Here is a 22,962-nt window from a genome sequence, read left to right on the forward strand (position 1 = left end):
AGTCGTGATCCCTCGTGGAATCGATTACATCGACGTGTATGGAGGATTGGAATCGATTACATGGGGGTTAATCAAGCCTCGGGCGTGGCTGAAACCGGATCGTGATGAACGCACCCGCGAAGCGATCTAGGCTTCCCCTGTCCGTCACGGGTGGCATGCCCGTGCCAATCAACAGGGGAGATTCAGTTATGCGCGTTGGGCGGATACTCGGTGCGTCCATGGGTGCGGCCGCCCTGGTCGGGACCTCGTTCGTGGCCGCCACCCCCGCAGCGGCGGCGGGCTGCACGGCCAAGGCCCTCGAGACCGTGATCATTCGGTCCACGACGAGCACCAGCGGCACGGCCCTCGCCCAGATCAACAAGGGTTCGAGCGCGCCGGCGTCCTGCCTGGACTACAACGGCACCACCACGTACGAGAAGTGCGGCATCGTCAGCAAGCGCTGGGTGAAGGTCACCAGGAGCGGTGTCACCGGCTATGTGGTCGGCACCTGCGTGATTCTCGACCAGGTCTGATCGGACTCCCGGCGCGGAGCCCTCCGGCGCGGAGCCTCCCGGCGCCGACAGGACCGGCCACGGGGTGGGCCTGTCGGTGCCGGGAGGTACCGTCGGATCATGACCGATCAGGCGGGGGCCTCCCAGGCGGGAGAACGGCGACTGGCCACCCTCGAAGGCGTGCTCGAACGCATCACGTACGCCAATGAGGACAACGGTTACACGGTCGCCCGGGTCGACACCGGCAGAGGCGCCGGCGACCTTCTCACGGTCGTCGGCGCGCTGCTCGGCGCGCAGGTGGGGGAGTCCCTGCGTATGGAGGGCCGCTGGGGTTCGCACCCCCAGTACGGCAAGCAGTTCACCGTCGAGAACTACACGACCGTGCTGCCCGCCACCGTCCAGGGCATTCGCCGCTACCTGGGATCCGGCCTGGTCAAGGGCATCGGCCCGGTCTTCGCCGACCGCATTACGCAGCACTTCGGCATGGACACCCTGAAGATCATCGAGGAGGAGCCGAAGCGCCTCATCGAGGTCCCCGGCCTCGGCCCGAAGCGCACCAAGAAGATCGCCGACGCCTGGGAGGAGCAGAAGGCGATCAAGGAGGTCATGCTCTTCCTCCAGACCGTCGAGGTGTCCACCTCCATCGCCGTGCGCATCTACAAGAAGTACGGCGACGCCTCGATCTCCGTGGTGAAGAACCAGCCCTACCGGCTGGCGGCCGACGTCTGGGGCATCGGGTTCCTCACCGCCGACAAGATCGCCCAGTCCGTCGGCATTCCGCACGACAGCGCCGAGCGCGTCAAGGCGGGCCTGCAGTACGCGCTGTCCCAGGCCACCGACCAGGGCCACTGCTATCTCCCCGAGGAGCGGCTGATCGCCGACGCGGTGAAGCTGCTGCAGGTCGACACCGGCCTCGTCATCGAGTGCCTGGCCGCCCTCGCGACGCCCCCGGAGGAGGGCGAGGACCCCGGAGTCGTCCGGGAGAAGGTCCCGGCACCGGACGGCGGGGAGCCTGTCACGGCCATCTATCTGGTCCCCTTCCACCGTGCCGAACTCTCCCTCTCCGCCCAGCTGGTGCGCCTTCTGCGCACCGGCGAGGACCGGATGCCGGCCTTCCGTGACGTGGCCTGGGACAAGGCGCTGGCCTGGCTGAAGACCCGTACGAAGGCCGAGCTCGCGCCCGAGCAGGAGGCCGCCGTCAAGCTGGCGCTGACCGAGAAGGTCGCCGTGCTCACCGGCGGCCCCGGCTGCGGCAAGTCCTTCACCGTGCGTTCGATCGTGGAGCTGGCCCGCGCGAGGAAGGCCAAGGTGGTGCTGGCTGCCCCCACCGGCCGCGCCGCCAAGCGCCTGGCCGAGCTGACCGGCGCGGAGGCCTCCACCGTGCACCGTCTGCTGGAGCTCAAGCCCGGCGGCGACGCGGCCTATGACCGCGACCGCCCGCTGGACGCCGACCTGGTGGTCGTCGACGAGGCGTCGATGCTGGACCTGCTGCTGGCCAACAAGCTGGTCAAGGCCGTGCCCCCGGGCGCGCACCTGCTCTTCGTGGGGGATGTGGACCAACTCCCCAGCGTCGGCGCGGGCGAGGTGCTGCGCGACCTGCTCGCTGACGACAGCCCCGTCCCGGCCGTGCGCCTCACGCGCGTGTTCCGTCAGGCCCAGCAGTCGGGCGTGGTGACCAACGCGCACCGGATCAACGCCGGGCAGCATCCGGTCACCGACGGCATGAAGGACTTCTTCCTGTTCGTCGAGGACGACACGGAGGAGGCGGGCCGCCTCACGGTGGATGTGGCGGCCCGCCGCATTCCGGCCAAGTTCGGCCTCGACCCGCGCCGGGACGTGCAGGTGCTGGCGCCCATGCACCGCGGTCCGGCGGGCGCCGGCGCCCTCAACGGCCTGCTCCAGCAGGCTGTCACGCCCGGCCGCCCCGACGTTCCCGAGAAACGGTTCGGCGGCCGGGTCTTCCGCGTCGGCGACAAGGTCACCCAGATCCGCAACAATTACGACAAGGGGAAGAACGGTGTCTTCAACGGCACCGTGGGCGTGGTCACCTCGCTCGATCCGGTCGACCAACGCCTCACGGTGCTGACCGACGAGGACGAGGAGGTTCCGTACGAGTTCGACGAACTGGACGAACTGGCCCACGCGTACGCGGTGACGATCCACCGTTCACAGGGAAGTGAATATCCCGCCGTGGTGATCCCCGTCACCACGGGAGCATGGATGATGCTCCAGCGGAACCTGTTGTATACGGCCGTCACCCGCGCGAAGAAGCTGGTCGTGCTCGTCGGGTCACGCAAGGCGATCGGCCAGGCGGTACGCACGGTGTCCGCGGGCCGTCGCTGCACGGCCCTGGACTTCCGGCTCGCCGGTCAATGACCGGCGACCACAAAAAATGATCGATCAAATGAGTCACAAAGGTCACAGGGCACTACCGCAACCGTGACCAAGGCGTCAGGATGGGCTAGTTGGCGGCACTGAGTGCCGCCGATAAGCCCAATGGTCGACCCCGAGTGCACTCTCCTGCGCCAAATGGGGGATGGTAGAGACAGTCAGGGCAACCTCGAAGAAGAGGCACAACGTCGGTGAGGGATGACGTGAGCGACAACTCTGTAGTACTGCGGTACGGCGACGGCGAGTACACCTACCCGGTGATCGACAGCACCGTCGGCGACAAGGGCTTCGACATCGGGAAGCTTCGCGCCCAGACCGGTCTGGTGACCCTGGACAGCGGCTACGGCAACACCGCCGCCTATAAATCCGCCATCACCTACCTTGACGGCGAACAGGGCATCCTCCGGTACCGCGGCTACCCGATCGAGCAGCTGGCCGAGAGTTCGACCTTCCTCGAGGTCGCCTACCTGCTGATCAACGGCGAGCTGCCGACCGTCGACGAGCTCTCCGTCTTCCAGGACGACATCACGCAGCACACCCTGCTGCACGAGGACGTCAAGAACTTCTACCGCGGCTTCCCGCGCGACGCGCACCCGATGGCGATGCTGTCGTCGGTCGTCTCGGCGCTGTCCACGTTCTACCAGGACAGCCACAACCCGTTCGACGAGAAGCAGCGCAACCTCTCCACGATCCGGCTGCTCGCCAAGCTTCCGACGATCGCGGCGTACGCCTACAAGAAGTCGATCGGTCACCCGTTCGTCTACCCGCGCAACGACCTCGGCTACGTCGAGAACTTCCTGCGCATGACGTTCTCGGTGCCGGCGCAGGAGTACGACCTCGACCCGGTCGTCGTCTCCGCGCTCGACAAGCTGCTGATCCTGCACGCGGACCACGAGCAGAACTGTTCGACGTCCACGGTCCGCCTGGTCGGCTCGTCGCAGGCGAACATGTTCGCGTCGATCTCGGCCGGCATCAACGCCCTGTGGGGCCCGCTGCACGGCGGCGCCAACCAGTCCGTCCTGGAGATGCTGGAGGGCATCCAGGCGAACGGCGGCGACGTCGACTCCTTCATCCGCAAGGTGAAGAACAAGGAAGAGGGCGTCCGCCTGATGGGCTTCGGCCACCGGGTGTACAAGTCCTTCGACCCGCGCGCGAAGATCATCAAGGCGGCGGCGCACGATGTCCTCTCGGCCCTCGGTAAGTCCGACGAGCTGCTGGACATCGCGCTGAAGCTGGAGGAGCACGCGCTCTCCGACGACTACTTCGTCTCGCGCAACCTCTACCCGAACGTCGACTTCTACACCGGTCTGATCTACCGGGCCATGGGCTTCCCGACCGAGATGTTCACGGTCCTCTTCGCCCTGGGCCGCCTCCCGGGCTGGATCGCCCAGTGGCACGAGATGATCAAGGAGCCCGGTTCCCGCATCGGCCGCCCGCGCCAGATCTACACCGGCGTGGTGGAGCGCGACTTCGTGCCGGTCGAGCAGCGCTGACACCTGCCGGTGGGGGCGCCGCGCCACGGGGTGCCCGTCACTTGGTTTTCCGACTGCCCGGGACCTGTGTCCCGGGCAGTCGCGTGTGTGGGTATCGGGGTATGTCTTCGGGTGCGGGTGGGTGGGGGCTGGTCGCGCAGTTCCCCGCGCCCCTGGGGTTGGGGCGGTCGGCCCGTCTTGAGGGTTCCTGGGTGCGGGCATACGGAAGGCGCCCCGGCGCCAGTCCCCCCACGGGCCGACGACCAGGGCGCCTTCCCATGTCCCGGTGCGGATTCCCCCCACGGGATCCGGCCGGGCGTTGTGAGGACAGCGCCTGAATTCGCTGTTTTCGTAACCGTCTTCGGTTGTCGTGCCTGTGGTGAGCAGAACGAGCAGAACTCGCCGTACCACCGCTGTGTGCGATCTGCCGGGACAGCGCACGCTGGGAGGGCCGCTCAAAGCTTCCCGGTGTACTGCCCCGGCAACGCATCTCTGAGGAAGTCCCCCAAGACATCCCCAGATGTCAGGTCACGCCCCCCAAGACGCTTCCTGACAACCGTCAACTTAGACCTTCGAGCCCCTTCGATGGTTACGTTCGCATCACTGTGATCTGTGTCTCTTGCATATGTCCGTTAAATGCGCAAGAGACCGGATGCAGCGATCGGGGCCCACGCGTAAGGATGATGCGCGAGCCTTGTGAAGAGCTTATGTGAGGCTCGCGCAGGACTCCAGGGGGTCTCTCCTAAAGGCGCGGTATTAGTCGTATGACTCGTTACTCGGCGGTTACTTGAAGGCGCGCAGCCGAAGGCTGTTCGTCACGACGAAAACCGACGAGAACGCCATCGCCGCCCCCGCGATCATCGGGTTCAGCAGCCCGGCCGCGGCCAGCGGCAGCGCGGCCACGTTGTAGCCGAACGCCCACACCAGGTTGCCCTTGATCGTCGTCAGGGTCCGCCGGGACAGCCGGATCGCGTCCGCGGCCACCCGCAGATCCCCGCGTACCAGGGTCAGGTCGCTCGCCTCGATCGCCGCGTCCGTGCCCGTCCCCATGGCCAGGCCCAGGTCGGCGGTGGCGAGCGCCGCCGCGTCGTTGACCCCGTCGCCGACCATCGCGACGACCCGGCCCTCGCCCTGCAGCTCCCGCACGACGTCGACCTTGTCCTCGGGCAGCACCTCGGCGATCACCCGGTCGATTCCGACGGCCTCGGCGACCGCTTCCGCGACCGCCCGGTTGTCCCCGGTCAGCAGCACCGGCGTGAGCCCCAGCGCCCGCAGCTCCCGCACCGCCTGCGCGCTGGTCTCCTTCACCGCGTCGGCGACCGCGAGCACCCCGCGCGCCTCGCCGTCCCACCCGACGAGGACGGCCGTACGACCGCCCCGCTCGGCCTCGTCCTTGGCGCGCGCCAACGCGTCCGGGACGGTCTCGAAGAGGCGCCCCACGGCGACCTCCCGGCCCGCCACCCGGCCCCGCACACCCCGCCCGGGCACGTTCTCGAACCGCTCGGCCGCGGGCAGCTCCCCGACCCGTTCCTCGGCGCCGGCCGCCACCGCCCGCGCGACCGGATGCTCGGAGGCGTGCTCCAGGCCGCCCGCGAGCCGCAGCAGCTCCTGCTCGTCGGTGCCGTCGACGACCGTCACGTCCTGGAGCGTCATGCGGCCCGTGGTGACGGTCCCGGTCTTGTCGAGGACGACCGTGTCGACGCGGCGCGTGGACTCCAGCACCTCGGGGCCCTTTATCAGGATGCCGAGCTGCGCGCCGCGGCCGGTGCCGACCATGAGCGCGGTCGGCGTGGCGAGCCCGAGCGCGCACGGGCAGGCGATGATCAGGACGGCGACGGCCGCGGTGAACGCGGCGGCCGTGTCACCGGTGGCGATGAGCCAGCCGCCGAAGGTGGCGAGCGCGATCAGCAGCACCACCGGCACGAAGATCCCGGAGATCCGGTCGGCCAGCCGCTGTACCTCGGCCTTCCCGGTCTGCGCCTCCTCGACCAGCTGCGCCATGCGCGCGAGCCGGGTGTCCGCGCCGATCCGGGCGGCCTCGACGACCAGCCGGCCGCCGGCGTTCACGGTGGCCCCGGTGACGGCGTCGCCCGGTCCGACGTCGACCGGCACCGACTCGCCGGTCAGCATGGAGGCGTCCACGGCGGACACGCCCTCCACGACCGTCCCGTCGGTGGCGATCTTCTCCCCGGGCCGCACCACGAACCGGTCCCCGACCGCCAGCCGGTCGACGGGGAACCGCACTTCCCGCCCGTCCCGCAGTACGGCCACGTCCTTCGCGCCCAGCTCCATCAGCGCCCGCAGGGCCGCCCCGGCGCGCCGCTTGGAGCGGGCCTCCAGGTAGCGGCCGAGCAGGATGAAGGCGGTGACGCCGGCGGCGACCTCCAGATAGATCGTCGACGCGCCGTCCGTGCGGGAGACCGTGAGCTCGAAGGGATGGCGCATGCCGGGCATGCCCGCGTCGCCGAAGAACAGCGCCCACAGCGACCAGCCGAGCGCGGCCAGCGTGCCGACGGAGACCAGCGTGTCCATGGTGGCCGCGCCGTGCCGCAGATTCGTCCAGGCGGCCTTGTGCAGCGGGCCGCCGCCCCAGACGACCGCGGGTGCGGCGAGCGTCAGCGAGAGCCACTGCCAGTTGTCGAACTGCAGCGACGGGATCATCGCGAGCAGCACGACGGGCGCGGCGAGCAGCACGGAGACGAGCAGCCGGTGCCGCAGGGAGGCGAGTTCGGGATCCTGCGGGGCGTCCTTCGGGTCCGGTTCCGGCGCGCGCACGGGCGCGGGCTCCTCGGCCGTGTAGCCGGTCTTCACGACGGTCGCGATCAGCTCGGCGACCTGGATCCCCGCCGGGTAGCTGACCTTGGCCTTCTCGGTCGCGTAGTTGACTGTCGCGGTGACGCCGTCCATGCGGTTGAGCTTCTTCTCGACGCGGGCCGCGCAGGAGGCGCAGGTCATCCCGCCGATGAGCAGTTCGACCTCGGAGGTCGAGGCCGCTATCGGCGTCTGAGCGGTGGCGGTGCTGGTCATGTCCGTACTCCAGGAAGCGGACCGGACCGTACGGAACCAGTATCAGCTGGTCGGCACGGCCCGGTGGGTGGAGGAAGGGGGGTGTCGAGGGTGCCTCAGGCCTGGCCGACCAGCTCGAAGCCGGCCTCGTCGACGGCGGCGCGGACGGCCTCCTCGTCGAGCGTGCCGACGGAGACGACCGTGACCTCGCCGGTCGAGGCGACGGCCTGCACCGAGGTGACCCCGGAGAGCTCGGAGAGCTCGCCGGAGACGGCGCCCTCGCAGTGGCCACAGCTCATGCCGCTCACCTTGTAGACGGTGGTGACGGAGCCCGGGGTGTCGGTGTGCGCGGTCATGTCGTTCTCCTCGTTGCGGCGCAGGCGGTAGCGGCAGGTGGGGCGGGTGGCGCCCGGAGGGGCCTCCCATCCGTCAACACTATACCCCTAGGGGGTATTTCCCTAGGAGGGTCGGCCGTGTCGACGAGCGCGACCGGCGACGATGTACCCGAACAACAGGGCGGAACCCGCGGACGAGAACGGCGATGGGAGCACAGATGCGAGCGGTGGTCTTCGAGCAATACGGTGAACCCGCCGAAGTACGTGACCTGCCCGACCCGCGACCGGCCCCCCACGGCGTGGTCGTGCGCGTGGAAGCCACCGGCCTGTGCCGCAGCGACTGGCACGGCTGGATGGGCCACGACCCGGACATCGCACTCCCGCACGTGCCGGGACACGAACTCGCCGGCGTGGTCGAGTCGGTCGGCGCTCGCGTCAGCCAGTGGCAGCCCGGTGACAGGGTCACCGCCCCCTTCGTGTGCGCCTGCGGAACCTGTGGAGCCTGCGCCGCCGGCGACCACCAGGTGTGCGAGCACCAGACCCAGCCCGGGTTCACGCACTGGGGCTCCTTCGCCCAGTACGTGGCCCTGGACCACGCCGACGTGAACCTCGTCGCGATCCCCGACGACCTGTCGTACGCCACCGCCGCCTCCCTCGGCTGCCGGTTCGCCACCGCGTTCCGGGCGGTCGTGCAGCAGGGCCGGGTCGCCGCGGGGGAGTGGGTGGCGGTGCACGGCTGCGGGGGTGTGGGCCTGTCGGCGGTGATGATCGCGGCGGCCTCGGGAGCACGGGTGATCGCCGTCGACGTCTCCCCGACGGCGCTGGACCTGGCGCGGAAGTTCGGCGCGGCCCAGTGCGTGGACGGGGCGCGGGTGCCGGACACGGCGGAGGCGGTCCGCGAGCTGACCGGAGGCGGCGCCCACCTCTCCCTCGACGCCCTCGGCTCCCCCGCCACCAGCGCCGCCTCGGTCAACGGCCTGCGCCGCCGGGGCCGGCACGTCCAGGTCGGCCTGCTCCCCTCGACGCACGGCACGACCCCCGTCCCGCTGGCCCGCGCCATCGCCCTGGAACTGGAGATCCTGGGCAGCCACGGCATGGCCGCGCACGCCTACCCGCGGATGCTGGAACTGGTCCGCACGGGGGTACTGCGCCCCGACCTCCTGGTGACGTCGACGATCACCCTGGACGCCGCCCCGGACGCCCTGGCGGCACTGGGGACGGCGCCCGGAGCGGGGGTGACGGTCGTCGAACCGTGGAGCTGAGGGCCGACCGCCGTCCCCGGGGCCTCCCGGTGGAGGTCAGTCGAAGCTGCGGCCCCGGTTGCCCGGCCGGGAGGCGACCCAGGCGCGGACGGTGTCGACGTACCAGAAGGGCTTGCCGCCCTCGACACGGTCGGGCGGGGGCAGCAGCCCGTGCTTGCGGTAGGACCGTACGGTGTCCGGCTGCACCCTGATGTGAGCCGCGATCTCCTTGTAGGACCAGAGCCTTCGGTCGGTCATGAGCTGCACCTCCCTGCGCGCGAAGGGGCGGCGGCCGGGAGGCCGCCCGGGGGAGCCCGGCGCGCGCTGGCGATCACCAAGCCTGTGCCCCGTGAACGACGCTCGGTGACGGTGAGGAAGCGGCTGTTGACCATGTGTAACGCAAGACCCGCGGATACGGGACATGTGTGACGAGAAAGGGGTTTTTGTGACACGAGTGACGCAAAGGCGTACGTGGTGCCCGTCGACAGGAGACGGGCCGGGCCCGCTGCGACAGGCCCGGCCCGACCCCGTTCCCCGCCGTCCCCCCGGAGCAGCCGGAGCAACCGGATCAACTGGCAGGACCCCAGCGTGTATTCAGCCGGCGCGCAGGGTCTTGGAAAAATGCGCACCCGGTCCGGACCAATCGTCGTGCGGGGCCGGCAGGACCAGACTCGTCGCCTCGCCGCTCACCCGGTCCGCCACCGGCGACGCCGCCGCGGGGAGCCGCCTGGCCTGCGTGAACTCCCTGGGCGTGCATCCCGTCATCGCCTTGAACTCACCGCTCAGATGCGCCTGGTCGTAGAAGCCGCAGAGCGCCGCGGTCTCCGCCGCGCTGTGCCCCTGCGCGAGCAGCCGACGGGCGCGTTGCAGTCGCAGCACGCGGGCCGCCGCCTTCGGGCCGAGCCCGATCTGCTCCCGGAAACGGCTCTCCAGCTGCCGTACGCTCCAGCCGACCTCCTCGGCCAGCCGCGGAACCGGCATCACGCCGTCCGTGCGCACCAGTAGCGACCAGGCCCGCGCCACCCGCTGCGAACCCGGCGTCCCGGCCTGCTGCCAGCGGCCGAACACCTCGTCGAGTAACGCGAACCGCCGCTCCCAACTCGGCAACGCGGCCAGCGCACCGGCGAGTTCACCGAGGGGCGAGCCCAAGGCGTGCGGCAACTCGTCAGGATCCACGGTGCGGTTGACGAGTTCGTGCTGCGGGGTGCCGAACAGCGTGAACGCGGCCCAGGGCGCGAGCAGCACCTCGATGCCCGACATCCGCCCCCCGTGCTCACCCACGGCCGGCGTGGTCGTCGGCCCGCAGTACACGGACACCAGCGTGTCCGGGGACCGCCCCGCGCGCGTGATGCGAACGGGTTCCCCGAACCCCAGCAGCAGGGTCGAGGCCCCGATCGGCGTCTCCAGCCGACGCCGGGGCCCGTTCATGGCAAGCCGGACCCCGCGATAACTCATCACCCCGGGCCGCAGCCGGGGATGGGGCAGGGCGAGGGCGAACTCCCAGGACCCGCCGGGCCCTTGTCCCGCCCGCACGTGCACGGCGCTGACAACCATGGGTCCCCATGCTAGGAGCGGCGAGCGCGGTTCCCCAGGGGCGCGGCGCCTACGGGGGCGGGGGCCTCGGTCGTGGCCCTCGCGCGCGTGGGTCTGCTCGGGGTCAGGGCTTTCGGATGGCCCGGTGTACGAAAGCGGGTGGCAGGTTCGGCCACACCACCTTTGAGCGCTCCAACCGGCCGAAACGGCAGGCCAGGTCGGCGGTGAGGTGACGGGCGGGCGGAGTCCAGGCCGCATGCAGATACGCGAAGGTGGTGAACCGGCCGCCGGGCGCGAGGACTTCGGTCACGGCGTCCAGGATGCGCCCGCGCTGTTCCCGGGGCATGACCGTCCACGGCAGCCCGGAGACCACCGCGTCGACCGGTTCGCCGACCGCGGCGGCCAGCTCGGCGGCCGAACCCCGCACCACGGTCAGCCGTGTGTCACGGCGGGTGTCCGACAGCCGTGCCGCGAGCACCGGGTTGAGCTCGATCGCGACGACTCGTGCGTCGGGCGCGAGCCGGGCGAGGATGGCGTCGGTGAACACCCCGGTTCCCGGGCCGAGTTCGGCGACGATCCGGGCCCGTTCCAGACCGATGCCTTCGGTCATCGCGTGCGCCAGCCGCCGTGAACTGGCCGCCACGGCCCCGGTCATGAGGGGCCGCCTGAGGAACTCGGTGGTGATCGACATGGCGGCCATGCTGGAAGTGCCGCGGGGAGCCGCGCGTCGTATCCCCGGCCGGTGCGTGTACGACCGCGGGAGGACCCCGTGACGCCCCGCAGGACGATGTGGGGGAGCGGGCCCCGGCCGTAGCGTGAGGTGGTGCATCGGCTGATGGAGACCCTGCCCCGCTTGCGCCGCGGCCACCCGTGGCTGACGGACCTCCTGCTGGTCGTGCTGGTGGCCGTGCCCCCGGTGATCCGCCCGCAGCCGGGCTGGCGGCCGGTCTGGGTGCAGGCCGGCGTGTACGTGGCTCTGGTGCTGCCCCTGCTGTGGCGCCGCCGTCGGCCGGTGCTCGTCGCGGCGCTGGTGACGGCGGCGTTCTGGGCGCAGTATCTCGGACAGGTGTGGGGACAGGAACCGGGACGGGGCGCCGTCGCCCTGGCCGCGGTCCTGGCCACCCTCACCGTGCGTGGTCTGCGCCGCGCCGCCGCGGCGACGGTGCTCTGCGCCGCTGTCTGCGTACTGCTGTGGATTCCCGCGTGGCAGCGGGACTACGGGGGCCCGGGCGCCCGCGGTGCCTGGCTCACCCCGCTCGCGGTGGGGCTTCTGCTGGCCGGGGCCTGGGTGTTCGGTGAGTACGTCCGGGCCCGGCGGGCCTATGTCGCCGAGTTCGAGCGGCGGGCCGCGCTCGCCGAGTCGGAGCGCATCGCCCTGGCCCGGGTCGCCGTCGCCGAGGAGCGGGCACGCATCGCCCGCGAGATCCACGACGTCCTCGCGCACAGCATGAGCGTGATGGTGTTGAACGCCGAGGGCGGCAGGCTGATGCGGCATGTCGACCCCGCCGTCGTCGACCGCACGCTCGGCGTCATCAGCGCGACCGGCCGTGAGGCCCTGGGCGAACTGCGTCGGCTGCTGGAGGTACTGCGCACACCCGACGCGGACGCCTCGGCCGACGGCCCCGGCCCCGGTTCCGGCCCCGGTCCAGGACGGGCCACCGATTCCATCGAGTCCGTCGGGTGCATCGAGTCCGACGGGTCCGGCGAGTCCCTCTCGGCCGATCTGCGGCGGCTGGTCGGGCGCCTCAACACGAGTGGTACGCGCGCCCGGCTGGACCTTCGCGGAGAGCGCGGCGGCCTTCCGGCGGATCTCACCGTGCAGACGTACCGCATCGTGCAGGAGGCCCTCACCAACGTCGTCAAACACGCGCCGCCGGACGCCATGATCCACATACGGGTGGACACCGGGACCCAGGGGCCCGGACGGCTGGTCCGCGTCCGGGTGGAGAACTCGGCCGGAGCCGGGCGAGGAGCCGCCGCCGCAGAGCACCCCGCGCCGCTGCTCTCCTCCGGTCACGGACTCACCGGCATGCGCGAACGCACCGCCCTGTACGGCGGGAGCGTCGACGCGGGGCCCACGCCCGACGGCGGCTACCGGGTCGCCGCCACCCTGCGCCCCACCGAGCCCGAGCCCACCACGGCGACCTCATGACCGACCCGACCCCGACCCCGACGCCTGCCCCGGCCTCCGCTCCGCCCTCGTCATCGTCCCGTGTGCTGATCTGCGACGACCAGGAGCTGATCCGGATGGGGCTGCGCATGGTCGTCGACAGCCAGCCCGACCTCACCGTGGTCGGCGAGGCCGCCGACGGCGACGCGGCGATCGCGGGCGTGGCCGCCCTGGAGCCGGACCTCGTCCTGATGGACGTACGCATGCCCGGTCTGGACGGGCTCGCCGCGACCGAGCACCTGTGCGCGCAGCCCCATGCGCCCCGGATCCTCGTCGTCACCACCTTCGACCTCGACGAGTACGCCTACGCGGCGTTGCGGGCCGGCGCGGGCGGCTTCCTCGTCAAGGACGCCCCCGCCGAGGAGATCCTGGTGACCGTCCGGGCGGTGCTGCGGGGCGATGTCATGGTGGCGCCCTCGCTCACCCGGCGCCTGGTCGAACGGTTCGTGCTGAACGCCCCCGCGTCCGTGCCCGCCCAGCGCAGCCGCCTGGCGGCGCTCACCGAGCGGGAACGAGAGGTCCTCGCCCTGGTCGCCCGGGGACTGGCCAACGGCGAGATCGCCGACCGCCTGTTCGTCGGGGAGACTACCGTCAAGACCCACCTCGGCCGCGTCCTGACCAAACTCGGCCTCCGCGACCGTGTCCACGCGGTGATCTTCGCCTACGAGAGCGGACTGGTACGGGTCGGGGACTGACCGGCGCCGGGGTCCAGCAGCCGGCGGATGCGCTCGTACTCGGCGGCCATCTCCGGTGTCGCGAGGAAGTCGTCGAGATCGGCGGAGACCTCGTAGTCGACATCCTCGATGGAACGGATCGCGAGTTCGTAGAGCTCACCGCGCAGGTTCTGCTCCAAGAAGCTCTTCCAATGCTCCAACGCGCTGATGACAGTGAGGATTTCGGTGTCCAGGCCGTCATCGACCAGGATGCCGTCATAGACCGTCGCCAGCTTGTCGTGCAGCTCGGCGGCGCTGATCGTCAGGACGTTTGCGCAGACGGCGGCGAGTGTGGCCCGGGCCTCATCGGTGAGTTCGTCCTCGGCCGCATCGCCGAGCAGCTCCGGCCGCACCAGACGAGTGACCGTCTCCTCTCCGAAGGCGCGCAGGCCGTCCTCGGTGGCTCCGACGATCAGCTGATGTATGTCTGCCTCGAGTTCGCTGTAGTTCACGCCCGCAGGCTAGAAGGCTCATGAAGATCTTGGGGTTCTGGCCCCGCCGCGTGAGCGGTGGGGCCAGACTCGTTTCGTGGTGATGGGGGAATGGGCCGGGGACACGGTCGGGCCGGATGTGTGGGAGACGTGCCGGGAGTTGATTCCGGCGGGGAGTGTGTTCGCGTTTCTGGCCGAGCACCGTGGTGCTCTGTTCCCGGCTCATATGTTCGCGGACATGTACCCGTCGGCGAATGGACGGCCGAGCATGCCGCCGCAGATCCTGGCTGCGGCGATCACGCTGCAGGCCCTGCACGGGCTGTCGGACTTCGAGACGGTGCAGGAGCTGCGGTGTGACCTGCGGTGGAAGGCCGCGTGCGGGCTGGGCCTGAACGACCTGGCGTTTGACCCGTCTCTGCTGGCCTACTTCCGCCGCCGTCTGGCCTGCTCGGCCCGGCCCAACCGCGTCTTCGAGGCCGTGCGCGAGGTGGTGAAGGCCACCGGTGTCCTGGGCGGCAAGCACCGGCGGGCCTTGGACTCGACGGTGCTGGACGACGCGGTGGCCACCCAGGACACCGTCACCCAGCTGATCGCCGCCGTCCGTGCGGTGATCCGCGAAGTCCCCGGCGCCGCCGAGGTCGCGGCCGTGCAGTGCACCGCGCACGACTACACCGATCCCGGCAAACCCCGCATCGCCTGGAACGACGAGCAGGCCCGCGCGGAACTCGTCGACGCCCTGGTCACCGATGTGCTGCGGCTGCTGGGCCACCTGCCCGACCAGCAGTTGGACGAGAAGGCCGCGAACGCCCTCGGCATCCTGGCGCTGGTCGCAGGACAAGACGTGGAGCCGGCCGAGGACTCCGACGGCCGCGACGGACGCTGGCGCATCAGCAAGGGGACCGCTCCGGGCCGCGTCGTGTCCACCGTCGACCCTGAAGCCCGCCACATCCACAAGACCCGCACCCACCAGCAGGACGGATACAAAGCCCACCTGGCCATCGAGCCCGAGACCGGCTTATACACGGCCGTGGCTCTGCGGCCCGGCGCCGGAGCCGAGCACCACGAGGCCACCGTCGGCCTGGATCTGCTGGCCGACGAGGAGAGTCCGGTGGACGCCTTCGGCGACACCGCCTACTCCGCCGGCGACATGCGCCAAGCCCTGCACCAGGCGGGGCACCGGCTGTTCTTCAAGCCCGCCCCACTGCGGCCCGCCGTCCCCGGCGGCTTCACCCTGGACGACTTCGCCATCGACACCGCCGCCTCCGCGGTCACCTGCCCCGCCGGGCATACGGTTGCCCTGTCGGGCCCCGGCGGACAGCACAACCAGCGCAAGGCGGCCTTCGGGAACCTGTGCACCGGATGCCCCCTCCGCGAGCGGTGCACCAAGGCCAAGGCCGGCCGCATCCTGACCATCCGCCCCCACCACGACCTGCAAGCGGCCGCCCGCCGCCAGGCCGCCACCGACCCGGACTGGCAAGCCGACTACCGCCGCTGGCGACCACCAGTCGAACGCGCCGTCGCCTGGCTCGTCCAGCACGGCAACCGCAGACTCCGCTACCGCGGAACCATCAACAACAACACCTGGCTTCACACCCGAGCCGCCGCCCTCAACCTCCGCCGACTGATCAACCTCGGACTCACCCACACTGGCGGCCGCTGGCGACTCACCCCGGCCACCACATAGCGAACAGGGGCTGCCCGGCCTCCGGCCGGACAGCCCCTCACCAAGATCTTCATGAGCCTTCTAGGGCCTGTCCTAAGCAGTCGGGGCCTGTCCGGTGGATCGGGCGTCGCTGCTTTTTTCGCGACCCGATCCGTCGGACAGGCCCCAGGTGGCTACGCCCCGCAGGAGCGGAGGAACGCCCGGGTCCGCTGGGCGATCGGCAACGGCTTGTCCGGCTCGCACGGGTACATGTCCTGCTCGACGATCGCGAACAGATCGACGTCCAGCTTCTGGGCCGCCTCCAGGACGGGCCCGAGGGCCGGCACGCCCGCTGGCGGCTCGCACATCACGCCCCGCGCCACCGCCGGCCCGAACGGCACCTGGTTCGCCCGCACGTCCGCGAGGATCTCCGGGTCGACCTGCTTGAGGTGCAGGTATCCGATCCGCTCCCCGTACGTCTCGATCAGCTTGACGCTGTCGCCGCCGCAGTACGCGTAGTGCCCGGTGTCCAGGCACAGCGAGACCAGGTCGGAGTCCGTGCCGTCCAGGAACCGGACGACGTTCTCCTCGCTGTCGATGTGGGTGTCGGCGTGCGGGTGGACGACGATCTGCAGCCCGTACCGCTCCCGCACCTCCTTGCCCAGCCGTTCGGTCAGCGAGGTCAGGTTGCGCCACTGCTCGGGCGTCAGCGTGTCCGGCTCCAGCACCTCACCGGTCTTGTCGTCCCGCCAGAAGGACGGGATGACGACGAGATGCCTGGCGCCCATGGCCTGGGCGAGCACGGCGTTGTCCGCGACGTGCGCCCAGGTCTTGTCCCAGACGGCCTCGCCGTGGTGCAGCCCGGTGAAGACCGTGCCCGCCGACACCTTCAGGCCACGCCTCGACGTCTCCTCGGTGAGGACTGCGGGATCGGTCGGCAGGTACCCGTAGGGGCCGAGCTCGATCCACTCGTAGCCGGACTGCGCGACCTCGTCGAGGAAGCGCTGCCAGGGAACCTGGGCGGGATCGTCCGGGAACCAGACGCCCCAGCTGTCGGGGGCCGAACCGACCCGGATACGGGAAAGTGAGGACTGAGGTGACAACGACGTCATGGGCGTCAGGGTGCGGTCTCCCCGAAGGGGGTGTCAAGGGCTGGTCCGAATGTCTGGACAAAACATTGACAGGGTCGGCCGACCGGGGCTACAAAGCCGTGAGAGCCGATACGGGGACGTGGGCCGGGACGCGCCACGAGCGGCGTCACGAGCGGCGTCATGAGCGGCGTCACGGGGACGAGCCGATACGAAGGGAACTCGATGGCGTACGACCTGATCACCATGGGGCGGATAGGAGTGGACCTCTATCCGTTGCAGACGGGCGTCCCACTCCCGCAGGTCACGTCCTTCGGGAAGTTCCTGGGGGGATCGGCCACCAACGTCGCCGTCGCCGCCGCGCGGCTCGGCCGGGACACGGCGGTGATCTCCCGTACCGGCGACGACCCCTTCGGCGTCTACCTGCACGAGGCGCTGCGCGGCTTCGGCGTCGACGACCGCTGGGTCACCTCGGTGCCCGGCCTGCCGACACCCGTCACCTTCTGCGAGGTCTTCCCGCCGGACGACTTCCCGCTGTACTTCTACCGGCAGCCCAAGGCGCCGGACCTGGAGATCGACGCCCATGAGCTCGACCTCGACGCGGTCCGCGAGACCCGCGTCTTCTGGGTCACCGGCACCGGCCTGAGCGAGGAGCCGAGCCGTACGGCGACCCTCGCCGCCCTCGCTCACCGGGCCAAGGCCGGCACCACGGTCTTCGACCTCGACTGGCGGCCGATGTTCTGGTCCGACCCGGACGCGGCCCGCCCGTTCTACACCGAGGCCCTGAAACACACCACCGTCGCCGTCGGCAACCTCGACGAGGTGGAGGTCGCCACCGGTGTGCGCGAGCCGCGGGCGGCGGCGCAGGCGCTGCTGGACGCGGGAGTCGAGCTCGCCGTCGTCAAGCAGGGACCCAAGGGCGTCCTGGCCGTCAACAGCAAGGGCGAGTCCGCCGAGGTCCCGCCGCTGCCGGTGACCGTCCTCAACGGCCTCGGCGCGGGTGACGCCTTCGGCGGCTCCCTCTGCCACGGCCTGCTGGCCGGCTGGGACCTGGAGAAGACCATGCGCCACGCCAACGCGGCCGGCGCCATCGTCGCCTCCCGGCTGGAGTGCTCCTCCGCGATGCCGACGCCCGTCGAGATCGAGGACGCGATCGCCGCCGGAGCGGTCCTGTGAAGCGGCGTCGTGGGGCCACGGACGAGATCGACGACACGGGGTGTGTGGGCATGACGGTGGGACCCCGCCGGAGCGACTTGCCGACGGTGGACGTCGCCGAGCTCGTCCGGCTGCGCACGCGGCACCCCGAGGCCATCGCCAAGGCGGCCGCCCGCCGCCCGCGCAGGCCGCTCGTGGGCGACTCCGGCCGGCTGATGATCGTCGCCGCCGACCACCCGGGGCGGGGCGCGCTCGGCGTCGGCGACCGCAAGCTGGCCATGGCCAACCGCGCCGACCTGCTCGAACGCCTGGTCCTCGCGCTGTCCCGCCCCGGCGTGGACGGCGTCCTCGCGACCGCCGACATCCTGGACGACCTGCTGCTCCTGGGCGCCCTCGACGGCAAGGTCGTCATGGGCTCGCTGAACCGGGGCGGCCTCCAGGGTTCCGTCTTCGAGCTGGACGACCGCTTCACCGGTCACCGCCCCGAGGACATCGAGCGCCTGAACTTCGACGCGGGCAAGCTGCTCCTGCGCATCGACTACGACGACCCGGGCTCCCTCACCACCCTGGAGTCCACGGCCCGCGCCATCGACGACATGGCCGCCCGTAAACTCCCCCTCTTCGTCGAGCCGTTCATCAGCCGGCGCACCCCCGACGGCAAGGTGCGCAACGACCTCAGCGCCGAGGCCGTCACCAGATCGATCGCGATCGCCTCGGGTCTGGGCGGCACCTCGGCCTACACCTGGCTGAAGCTCCCCGTCACCGACAACCCCGACGACATGGCCGAGGTCATGGAGACCTCCACGCTGCCCGCCGTCCTGCTGGGCGGCGAGGTCGGCGGCGACCAGGACGGCGCGTACGAGAAGTGGCGCGGCGCGCTGCAACTCCCCACCGTCCGGGGCCTGGTGGTCGGCCGCTCGCTGCTGTACCCGGCGGACGGGGACGTCGCCGCCGCCGTGGACACCGCCGTAGGACTGCTGTGAGGGCCGCATGAGCAACGACCTGTACGTGCCGAAGGGCACCACCGCCGACGCCGACCACGTCCTCGACATCGACCCGAAGCGGGCCGGCTGGACCTACAGCAGCCTGCGGATCATCGAGCTGGAGCCCGGGGGCACACACCTCTTCACCACCGGCGACAGCGAGTGGATCGTGCTTCCGCTGGAGGGCGGATGTACGGTGCAGACCGCGAATGAAGAGTTCCAACTCCTGGGCAGGGAAACGGTGTTCGCGTCGGTCACCGACTTCGCGTACGTTCCCCGCGACGCCCGGGTCACGATCGCCTCCGGCGCGGGAGGCCGCTTCGCCCTGGCAGGAGCGAAGTGCGAGCGACAACTCCCCGCCCGCTACGGCCCCGCGCCGGAGGTCCCCGTCGAAGAGCGCGGCAGCGGCACCCAGTTGCGCCAGGTGCGCAACTTCGCCTCCGCCGACGCCTTCGACTGCGACAAGCTGATCGCCGTCGAGGTGATCACCCCGGGCGGCAACTGGTCCTCGTACCCGCCGCACAAGCACGACGAGCACCGGCCGGGCGAGGAGGCCGAGCTCGAGGAGATCTACTACTTCGAGATCGACGGCCCGCACGGTTTCGGCTACCAGCGCGTGTCCCCCTCGCGCGAGGGCGGCGCCGACGTCCTCGCCGAGGTCCGCTCCGGCGACGCCGTCCTCGTCCCCGACGGCTGGCACGGCCCGTCGATCGCCCAGCCCGGGCACGCCATGTACTACCTGAACGTCATGGCCGGACCCGGCGAGAACCGGGAGTGGCGGATCTGCTTCCACCCGGACCACACGGAGGGTTACCGATGACCATCAGGCTTACGGTCGCCCAGGCGCTCGTCCGCTTCCTCGCCGTCCAGCACACGGAGCGCGACGGCGTACGGCAGCGGCTGATCGGCGCGACCTGGGGCATCTTCGGCCACGGCAACGTCGCGGGCCTCGGCCAGGCGCTGATCGAGTACGGCGACGACATGCCGTTCCACCAGGGCCGCAACGAGCAGTCGATGGTGCACGCGGCCGTCGGGTACGCCCGCCAGTCCAACCGCCTGTCCACGCACGCCGTGACGACGTCCATCGGCCCCGGCGCGACCAACCTGGTCACCGGCGCCGCCCTGGCCACCGTCAACCACCTGCCGGTCCTGCTCCTGCCCGGCGACATCTTCGCGACCCGCGTCGCCGACCCGGTCCTCCAGCAGCTGGAGGTCCCCTACGCGGGCGATGTGTCGGTCAATGACTCCCTGCGCCCGGTGTCGAGGTACTTCGACCGGATCACCCGGCCCGAGGCCCTGATCCCGGCCGCCCTGCAGGCCATGCGCGTCCTCACCGACCCCGTGGAGACGGGCGCGGTCACCCTGGCGATGCCCCAGGACGTCCAGGCCGAGGCGTACGACTGGCCCGAGGAGTTCTTCGCCGAGCGCACCTGGGCCGTACGACGTCCGGGCGCCGACCCCACCGAACTCGCCGAGGCGGTCCGGGCGATCAGGTCGGCCAGGCGTCCGCTCGTCGTCGCGGGCGGCGGCGTGCACCACAGCCGCGCCGAGGAGGCTCTCGCCGAGTTCGCCGAGGCAACCGGCATCCCGGTCGCGTCCACCCAGGCCGGCAAGGGCTCCCTGCGCTACGACCACCCGCAGGACGTGGGCGGCGTCGGTCACACCGGCACCGCCACCGCCGACGAACTCGCCCGCACCGCGGACCTGATCATCGGGGTGGGCACCCGCTACACCGACTTCACCACGGCGTCGGGCACCCTGTTCCAGGGCGACGGCGTCCGCTTCCTCAACCTCAACATCGCCTCCTTCGACGGCCACAAGCTCGGCGGTCTGCCCCTCGTGGCGGACGCCCGCAGCGGCCTGGGCGAGCTGACCGAGGCCCTCCAACTGCACGAGCACCGGGTCACGGACGCGTACGTCAGCGAGTACTCCGAGGACAAGGAGCGCTGGGAGCAGCGCGTCGACGCCTGCTACGAGGCCGACGAGCCCGACGTCCGTCCGACGCAGTCGCAGGTGCTCGGCGCGCTCGACGCCCTCGCCGACGAGTCCGACGTGATCATCAACGCGGCCGGTTCGCTCCCCGGCGACCTGCACAAACTCTGGCGGACGCGCTCCCGGGACCAGTACCACCTGGAGTACGGCTACTCCTGCATGGGGTACGAGATCCCGGCCGCGATCGGCGTGAAGCTGGCCGCTCCCGAGCGCAACGTCTGGGCGCTGGTCGGCGACGGCACCTATCTGATGATGCCGACGGAGATCGTGACGGCCGTGCAGGAGGGGATCGCGATCAAGATCCTGCTCGTGCAGAACCACGGCTACGCCTCGATCGGCGGGCTCTCGGAGTCCGTCGGCGGTGAGCGGTTCGGCACCGCGTACCGCTTCACCTCCGAGGACGGCACCTTCACGGGCGCGCCGCTCCCCGTCGACCTGGCCGCCAACGTGGCGAGCCTGGGCATGCGTGTGCTGCGCGCGAAGACCGTCCGCGAACTGCGCGAGGCCCTCGCCGAGGCACGCCACGCCGACACTCCCACTTGTGTCTACGTCGAGACCGAAACGGCCGACACTGTGTCGGGCCCGCCGCCGGCGCAGGCCTGGTGGGATGTACCTGTCGCCGAAACCGCGACCCGACCGTCCGCGGTGAAGGCACGAGAGCTGTACGAACGGCACGTCTCTACCCGACGCCACCATCTGTGAAGGAGTACTCGGTCATGACGAAGATCGTCAACCACTGGATCGGCGGCAAGCCCGTCGAGGGCGCGTCGGGTACCTACGGACCCGTCACCGACCCGGCGACCGGCGCGGTCACCACGAAGGTCGCGTTCGCGACCGTCGACGAGGTCGACGCGGCCGTGGCCGCCGCCAAGGACGCCTACGCCACCTGGGGCACGTCCTCGCTGGCCAAGCGCAGCACCATCCTGTTCAAGTTCCGGGCGCTGCTGGACGCCAACCGGGACGCGATCGCCGAGCTGATCACCGCCGAGCACGGCAAGGTGCACAGCGACGCGCTGGGCGAGGTCGCACGCGGCCTGGAGATCGTCGACCTGGCGTGCGGGATCACCGTGCAGCTGAAGGGCGAGCTGTCGACCGAGGTGGCCAGCCGCGTGGACGTCTCGTCCATCCGCCAGCCGCTGGGCGTCGTCGCCGGCATCACGCCGTTCAACTTCCCGGCGATGGTCCCGATGTGGATGTTCCCGATCGCCATCGCGTGCGGCAACACGTTCGTGCTGAAGCCGTCCGAGAAGGACCCGTCGGCCTCCCTCAAGCTCGCCGAGCTGCTGGCCGAGGCGGGTCTGCCCGACGGCGTGTTCAACGTCGTCAACGGCGACAAGGTGGCCGTCGACCGCCTGCTGGAGCACCCGGACGTCAAGGCGGTGTCCTTCGTCGGCTCGACCCCGATCGCCCGCTACATCCACACCACGGCCTCCGCGAACCACAAGCGGGTCCAGGCCCTCGGCGGCGCGAAGAACCACATGCTGGTCCTCCCGGACGCGGACCTGGACGCGGCCGCCGACGCCGCCGTGTCCGCCGCCTACGGCTCGGCGGGCGAGCGCTGCATGGCGATCTCCGCGGTCGTGGCGGTCGGCGCGATCGGCGACGAGCTGGTGGAGAAGATCCGCGAGCGCGCCGAGAAGATCAAGATCGGTCCGGGCAACGACCCGACGAGCGAGATGGGCCCGCTGATCACCGCCGTCCACCGCGACAAGGTGGCGTCGTACGTGACGGGCGCGGCGGCCGAGGGCGCCGAGGTCGTCCTCGACGGCACCGGCCACACGGTCGAGGGCTTCGAGGACGGCCACTGGATCGGCATCTCGCTCCTCGACAAGGTGCCGACGACCGCGAAGGCCTACCAGGACGAGATCTTCGGCCCGGTGCTGTGCGTGCTCCGCGTGGACACCTACGAAGAGGGCGTGGCGCTGATCAACAGCTCCCCCTTCGGCAACGGCACCGCGATCTTCACCCGGGACGGCGGCGCGGCCCGCCGCTTCCAGCTGGAGATCGAGGCCGGCATGGTCGGCGTGAACGTCCCGATCCCGGTCCCCGTCGGCTACCACAGCTTCGGCGGCTGGAAGGACTCGCTCTTCGGCGACCACCACATTTACGGCAACGACGGGACGCACTTCTACACCCGCGGCAAGGTCGTCACCACCCGCTGGCCCGACCCGGCCGACGCCCCCGCAGGCGTCGACCTGGGCTTCCCGCGCAACCACTGAGGCGGTACGGTGCCCTGCCTCTCCGAGGGGAGGCGGGGCACCGTCGTGTCTGTCGTCGCCGAGGGCGTCCTTGAACTTCCCCATCCGGGACTGGTCGATT

The 22,962-nt window shown here is 70.8% G+C and carries 19 protein-coding genes; 12 read left to right on the plus strand and 7 right to left on the minus strand.

Features of this window, described 5'->3' with window-relative positions:
- The first annotated feature begins 218 nt into the window (after window positions 1-218).
- The 3 genes from B5557_RS28480 to B5557_RS28490 all read left to right on the plus strand — a co-directional run bounded on the left by B5557_RS28480 (window position 219) and on the right by B5557_RS28490 (window position 4,375).
- Window positions 219-512 (plus strand): hypothetical protein, encoded by a 294-nt coding sequence (locus B5557_RS28480; protein WP_079662131.1) that lies wholly within the window; start codon window positions 219-221, stop codon window positions 510-512.
- A 99-nt stretch (window positions 513-611) separates the two neighbouring features.
- Window positions 612-2,867, plus strand: a complete 2,256-nt coding sequence (gene recD2, locus B5557_RS28485) for an SF1B family DNA helicase RecD2 (RefSeq protein WP_079662132.1) — start codon at window positions 612-614, stop codon at window positions 2,865-2,867.
- A gap of 218 nt (window positions 2,868-3,085) precedes the next feature.
- Window positions 3,086-4,375, plus strand: a complete 1,290-nt coding sequence (locus B5557_RS28490) for a citrate synthase (protein ID WP_079662133.1) — start codon at window positions 3,086-3,088, stop codon at window positions 4,373-4,375.
- A gap of 762 nt (window positions 4,376-5,137) precedes the next feature.
- On the opposite strand, the gene B5557_RS28495 is transcribed toward B5557_RS28490, so the two are convergent.
- Together B5557_RS28495 and B5557_RS28500 are read right to left on the minus strand one after the other, a co-directional pair.
- Window positions 5,138-7,381 carry a heavy metal translocating P-type ATPase gene (locus B5557_RS28495; RefSeq protein WP_079662134.1) on the minus strand — a complete coding sequence of 748 codons (2,244 nt, stop codon included), beginning with the start codon at window positions 7,379-7,381 and terminating at the stop codon, window positions 5,138-5,140.
- Between the two features lie 95 nt (window positions 7,382-7,476).
- Window positions 7,477-7,716: a heavy-metal-associated domain-containing protein gene (locus B5557_RS28500; RefSeq protein ID WP_079662135.1), complete on the minus strand. Its 240-nt coding sequence runs from the start codon at window positions 7,714-7,716 to the stop codon at window positions 7,477-7,479.
- Window positions 7,717-7,913: 197 nt separating this feature from the next.
- Between B5557_RS28500 and B5557_RS28505 the strand changes: the two genes are divergently transcribed.
- Entirely contained in the window at window positions 7,914-8,957 is a 1,044-nt protein-coding gene (locus B5557_RS28505) for a zinc-dependent alcohol dehydrogenase family protein (protein WP_079665050.1), read from the plus strand.
- A gap of 36 nt (window positions 8,958-8,993) precedes the next feature.
- Here B5557_RS28505 and B5557_RS28510 read toward each other — a convergent pair whose 3' ends face one another.
- The 3 genes from B5557_RS28510 to B5557_RS28520 all read right to left on the minus strand — a co-directional run bounded on the left by B5557_RS28510 (window position 8,994) and on the right by B5557_RS28520 (window position 11,160).
- Window positions 8,994-9,194, minus strand: coding sequence for a helix-turn-helix transcriptional regulator (locus tag B5557_RS28510; RefSeq protein WP_079662136.1), 201 nt, complete (start codon window positions 9,192-9,194; stop codon window positions 8,994-8,996).
- Window positions 9,195-9,530: 336 nt separating this feature from the next.
- Window positions 9,531-10,490 (minus strand): helix-turn-helix domain-containing protein, encoded by a 960-nt coding sequence (locus tag B5557_RS28515; RefSeq protein ID WP_079662137.1) that lies wholly within the window; start codon window positions 10,488-10,490, stop codon window positions 9,531-9,533.
- A 103-nt stretch (window positions 10,491-10,593) separates the two neighbouring features.
- Window positions 10,594-11,160 carry a class I SAM-dependent methyltransferase gene (locus B5557_RS28520; RefSeq protein ID WP_079665051.1) on the minus strand — a complete coding sequence of 189 codons (567 nt, stop codon included), beginning with the start codon at window positions 11,158-11,160 and terminating at the stop codon, window positions 10,594-10,596.
- Between the two features lie 144 nt (window positions 11,161-11,304).
- On the opposite strand from B5557_RS28520, the gene B5557_RS28525 reads away from it, so the two are divergent.
- Both B5557_RS28525 and B5557_RS28530 read left to right on the plus strand, forming a co-directional pair.
- On the plus strand, window positions 11,305-12,621 hold the full coding sequence (locus B5557_RS28525; RefSeq protein ID WP_159424442.1) for a sensor histidine kinase: 1,317 nt from the start codon (window positions 11,305-11,307) through the stop codon (window positions 12,619-12,621).
- Window positions 12,618-13,334, plus strand: a complete 717-nt coding sequence (locus tag B5557_RS28530) for a response regulator (protein ID WP_079662139.1) — start codon at window positions 12,618-12,620, stop codon at window positions 13,332-13,334. The genes B5557_RS28525 and B5557_RS28530 overlap by 4 nt, the downstream gene beginning before the upstream one ends.
- On the opposite strand, the gene B5557_RS28535 is transcribed toward B5557_RS28530, so the two are convergent.
- Window positions 13,301-13,804 carry a hypothetical protein gene (locus B5557_RS28535; protein WP_079662140.1) on the minus strand — a complete coding sequence of 168 codons (504 nt, stop codon included), beginning with the start codon at window positions 13,802-13,804 and terminating at the stop codon, window positions 13,301-13,303. The two genes, B5557_RS28530 and B5557_RS28535, sit on opposite strands and share 34 nt — an antisense overlap.
- 82 nt (window positions 13,805-13,886) lie before the next feature.
- Between B5557_RS28535 and B5557_RS28540 the strand changes: the two genes are divergently transcribed.
- Entirely contained in the window at window positions 13,887-15,467 is a 1,581-nt protein-coding gene (locus tag B5557_RS28540) for an IS1182 family transposase (RefSeq protein WP_079657897.1), read from the plus strand.
- Window positions 15,468-15,619: 152 nt separating this feature from the next.
- Here the strand turns inward: B5557_RS28540 and B5557_RS28545 are convergent, their stop codons facing one another.
- Complete coding sequence (locus B5557_RS28545) at window positions 15,620-16,537, minus strand: sugar phosphate isomerase/epimerase family protein (protein ID WP_079662141.1); 918 nt, start codon at window positions 16,535-16,537, stop codon at window positions 15,620-15,622.
- Window positions 16,538-16,738: 201 nt separating this feature from the next.
- On the opposite strand from B5557_RS28545, the gene iolC reads away from it, so the two are divergent.
- The 5 genes from iolC to mmsA are packed head-to-tail and all read left to right on the plus strand — an operon-like array spanning window position 16,739 to window position 22,862.
- Window positions 16,739-17,689 carry a 5-dehydro-2-deoxygluconokinase gene (gene iolC, locus B5557_RS28550; RefSeq protein WP_079665052.1) on the plus strand — a complete coding sequence of 317 codons (951 nt, stop codon included), beginning with the start codon at window positions 16,739-16,741 and terminating at the stop codon, window positions 17,687-17,689.
- Window positions 17,690-17,739: 50 nt separating this feature from the next.
- Window positions 17,740-18,651 carry a Cgl0159 family (beta/alpha)8-fold protein gene (locus B5557_RS28555; RefSeq protein ID WP_079665053.1) on the plus strand — a complete coding sequence of 304 codons (912 nt, stop codon included), beginning with the start codon at window positions 17,740-17,742 and terminating at the stop codon, window positions 18,649-18,651.
- A 7-nt stretch (window positions 18,652-18,658) separates the two neighbouring features.
- A complete protein-coding gene (gene iolB, locus B5557_RS28560; RefSeq protein ID WP_079662142.1) occupies window positions 18,659-19,471 on the plus strand; it encodes a 5-deoxy-glucuronate isomerase in 813 nt (270 codons plus the stop codon).
- Complete coding sequence (iolD, locus tag B5557_RS28565; protein ID WP_079662143.1) at window positions 19,468-21,345, plus strand: 3D-(3,5/4)-trihydroxycyclohexane-1,2-dione acylhydrolase (decyclizing); 1,878 nt, start codon at window positions 19,468-19,470, stop codon at window positions 21,343-21,345. Before iolB ends, iolD begins: the two co-directional genes overlap by 4 nt.
- Window positions 21,346-21,359: 14 nt before the next feature.
- The gene (gene mmsA, locus B5557_RS28570) at window positions 21,360-22,862 is read left to right on the plus strand and encodes a CoA-acylating methylmalonate-semialdehyde dehydrogenase (protein ID WP_079662144.1); all 1,503 of its coding nucleotides are present in this window, start codon (window positions 21,360-21,362) and stop codon (window positions 22,860-22,862) included.
- Window positions 22,863-22,962 lie beyond the last annotated feature (100 nt).

This window comes from Streptomyces sp. 3214.6, assembly GCF_900129855.1.
Classification (GTDB): domain Bacteria; phylum Actinomycetota; class Actinomycetes; order Streptomycetales; family Streptomycetaceae; genus Streptomyces; species Streptomyces soliscabiei.

Excerpts from the sequence above, each read along its gene's own strand:
- B5557_RS28480 (WP_079662131.1), top strand. The coding sequence starts at position 219 with ATGGGTGCGGCCGCCCTGGTCGGGACCTCGTTCGTGGCCGCCACCCCC.
- iolB (WP_079662142.1), top strand. The coding sequence starts at position 18,659 with ATGAGCAACGACCTGTACGTGCCGAAGGGCACCACCGCCGACGCCGAC.
- B5557_RS28525 (WP_159424442.1), top strand. The coding sequence starts at position 11,305 with ATGGAGACCCTGCCCCGCTTGCGCCGCGGCCACCCGTGGCTGACGGAC.
- mmsA (WP_079662144.1), top strand. The coding sequence starts at position 21,360 with ATGACGAAGATCGTCAACCACTGGATCGGCGGCAAGCCCGTCGAGGGC.
- iolC (WP_079665052.1), top strand. The coding sequence starts at position 16,739 with ATGGCGTACGACCTGATCACCATGGGGCGGATAGGAGTGGACCTCTAT.
- B5557_RS28505 (WP_079665050.1), top strand. The coding sequence starts at position 7,914 with ATGCGAGCGGTGGTCTTCGAGCAATACGGTGAACCCGCCGAAGTACGT.
- B5557_RS28530 (WP_079662139.1), top strand. The coding sequence starts at position 12,618 with ATGACCGACCCGACCCCGACCCCGACGCCTGCCCCGGCCTCCGCTCCG.
- iolD (WP_079662143.1), top strand. The coding sequence starts at position 19,468 with ATGACCATCAGGCTTACGGTCGCCCAGGCGCTCGTCCGCTTCCTCGCC.
- B5557_RS28555 (WP_079665053.1), top strand. The coding sequence starts at position 17,740 with ATGACGGTGGGACCCCGCCGGAGCGACTTGCCGACGGTGGACGTCGCC.
- recD2 (WP_079662132.1), top strand. The coding sequence starts at position 612 with ATGACCGATCAGGCGGGGGCCTCCCAGGCGGGAGAACGGCGACTGGCC.
- B5557_RS28520 (WP_079665051.1), bottom strand. The coding sequence starts at position 11,160 with ATGTCGATCACCACCGAGTTCCTCAGGCGGCCCCTCATGACCGGGGCC.
- B5557_RS28540 (WP_079657897.1), top strand. The coding sequence starts at position 13,887 with ATGGGGGAATGGGCCGGGGACACGGTCGGGCCGGATGTGTGGGAGACG.
- B5557_RS28500 (WP_079662135.1), bottom strand. The coding sequence starts at position 7,716 with ATGACCGCGCACACCGACACCCCGGGCTCCGTCACCACCGTCTACAAG.
- B5557_RS28510 (WP_079662136.1), bottom strand. The coding sequence starts at position 9,194 with ATGACCGACCGAAGGCTCTGGTCCTACAAGGAGATCGCGGCTCACATC.
- B5557_RS28515 (WP_079662137.1), bottom strand. The coding sequence starts at position 10,490 with ATGGTTGTCAGCGCCGTGCACGTGCGGGCGGGACAAGGGCCCGGCGGG.
- B5557_RS28495 (WP_079662134.1), bottom strand. The coding sequence starts at position 7,381 with ATGACCAGCACCGCCACCGCTCAGACGCCGATAGCGGCCTCGACCTCC.
- B5557_RS28545 (WP_079662141.1), bottom strand. The coding sequence starts at position 16,537 with ATGACGTCGTTGTCACCTCAGTCCTCACTTTCCCGTATCCGGGTCGGT.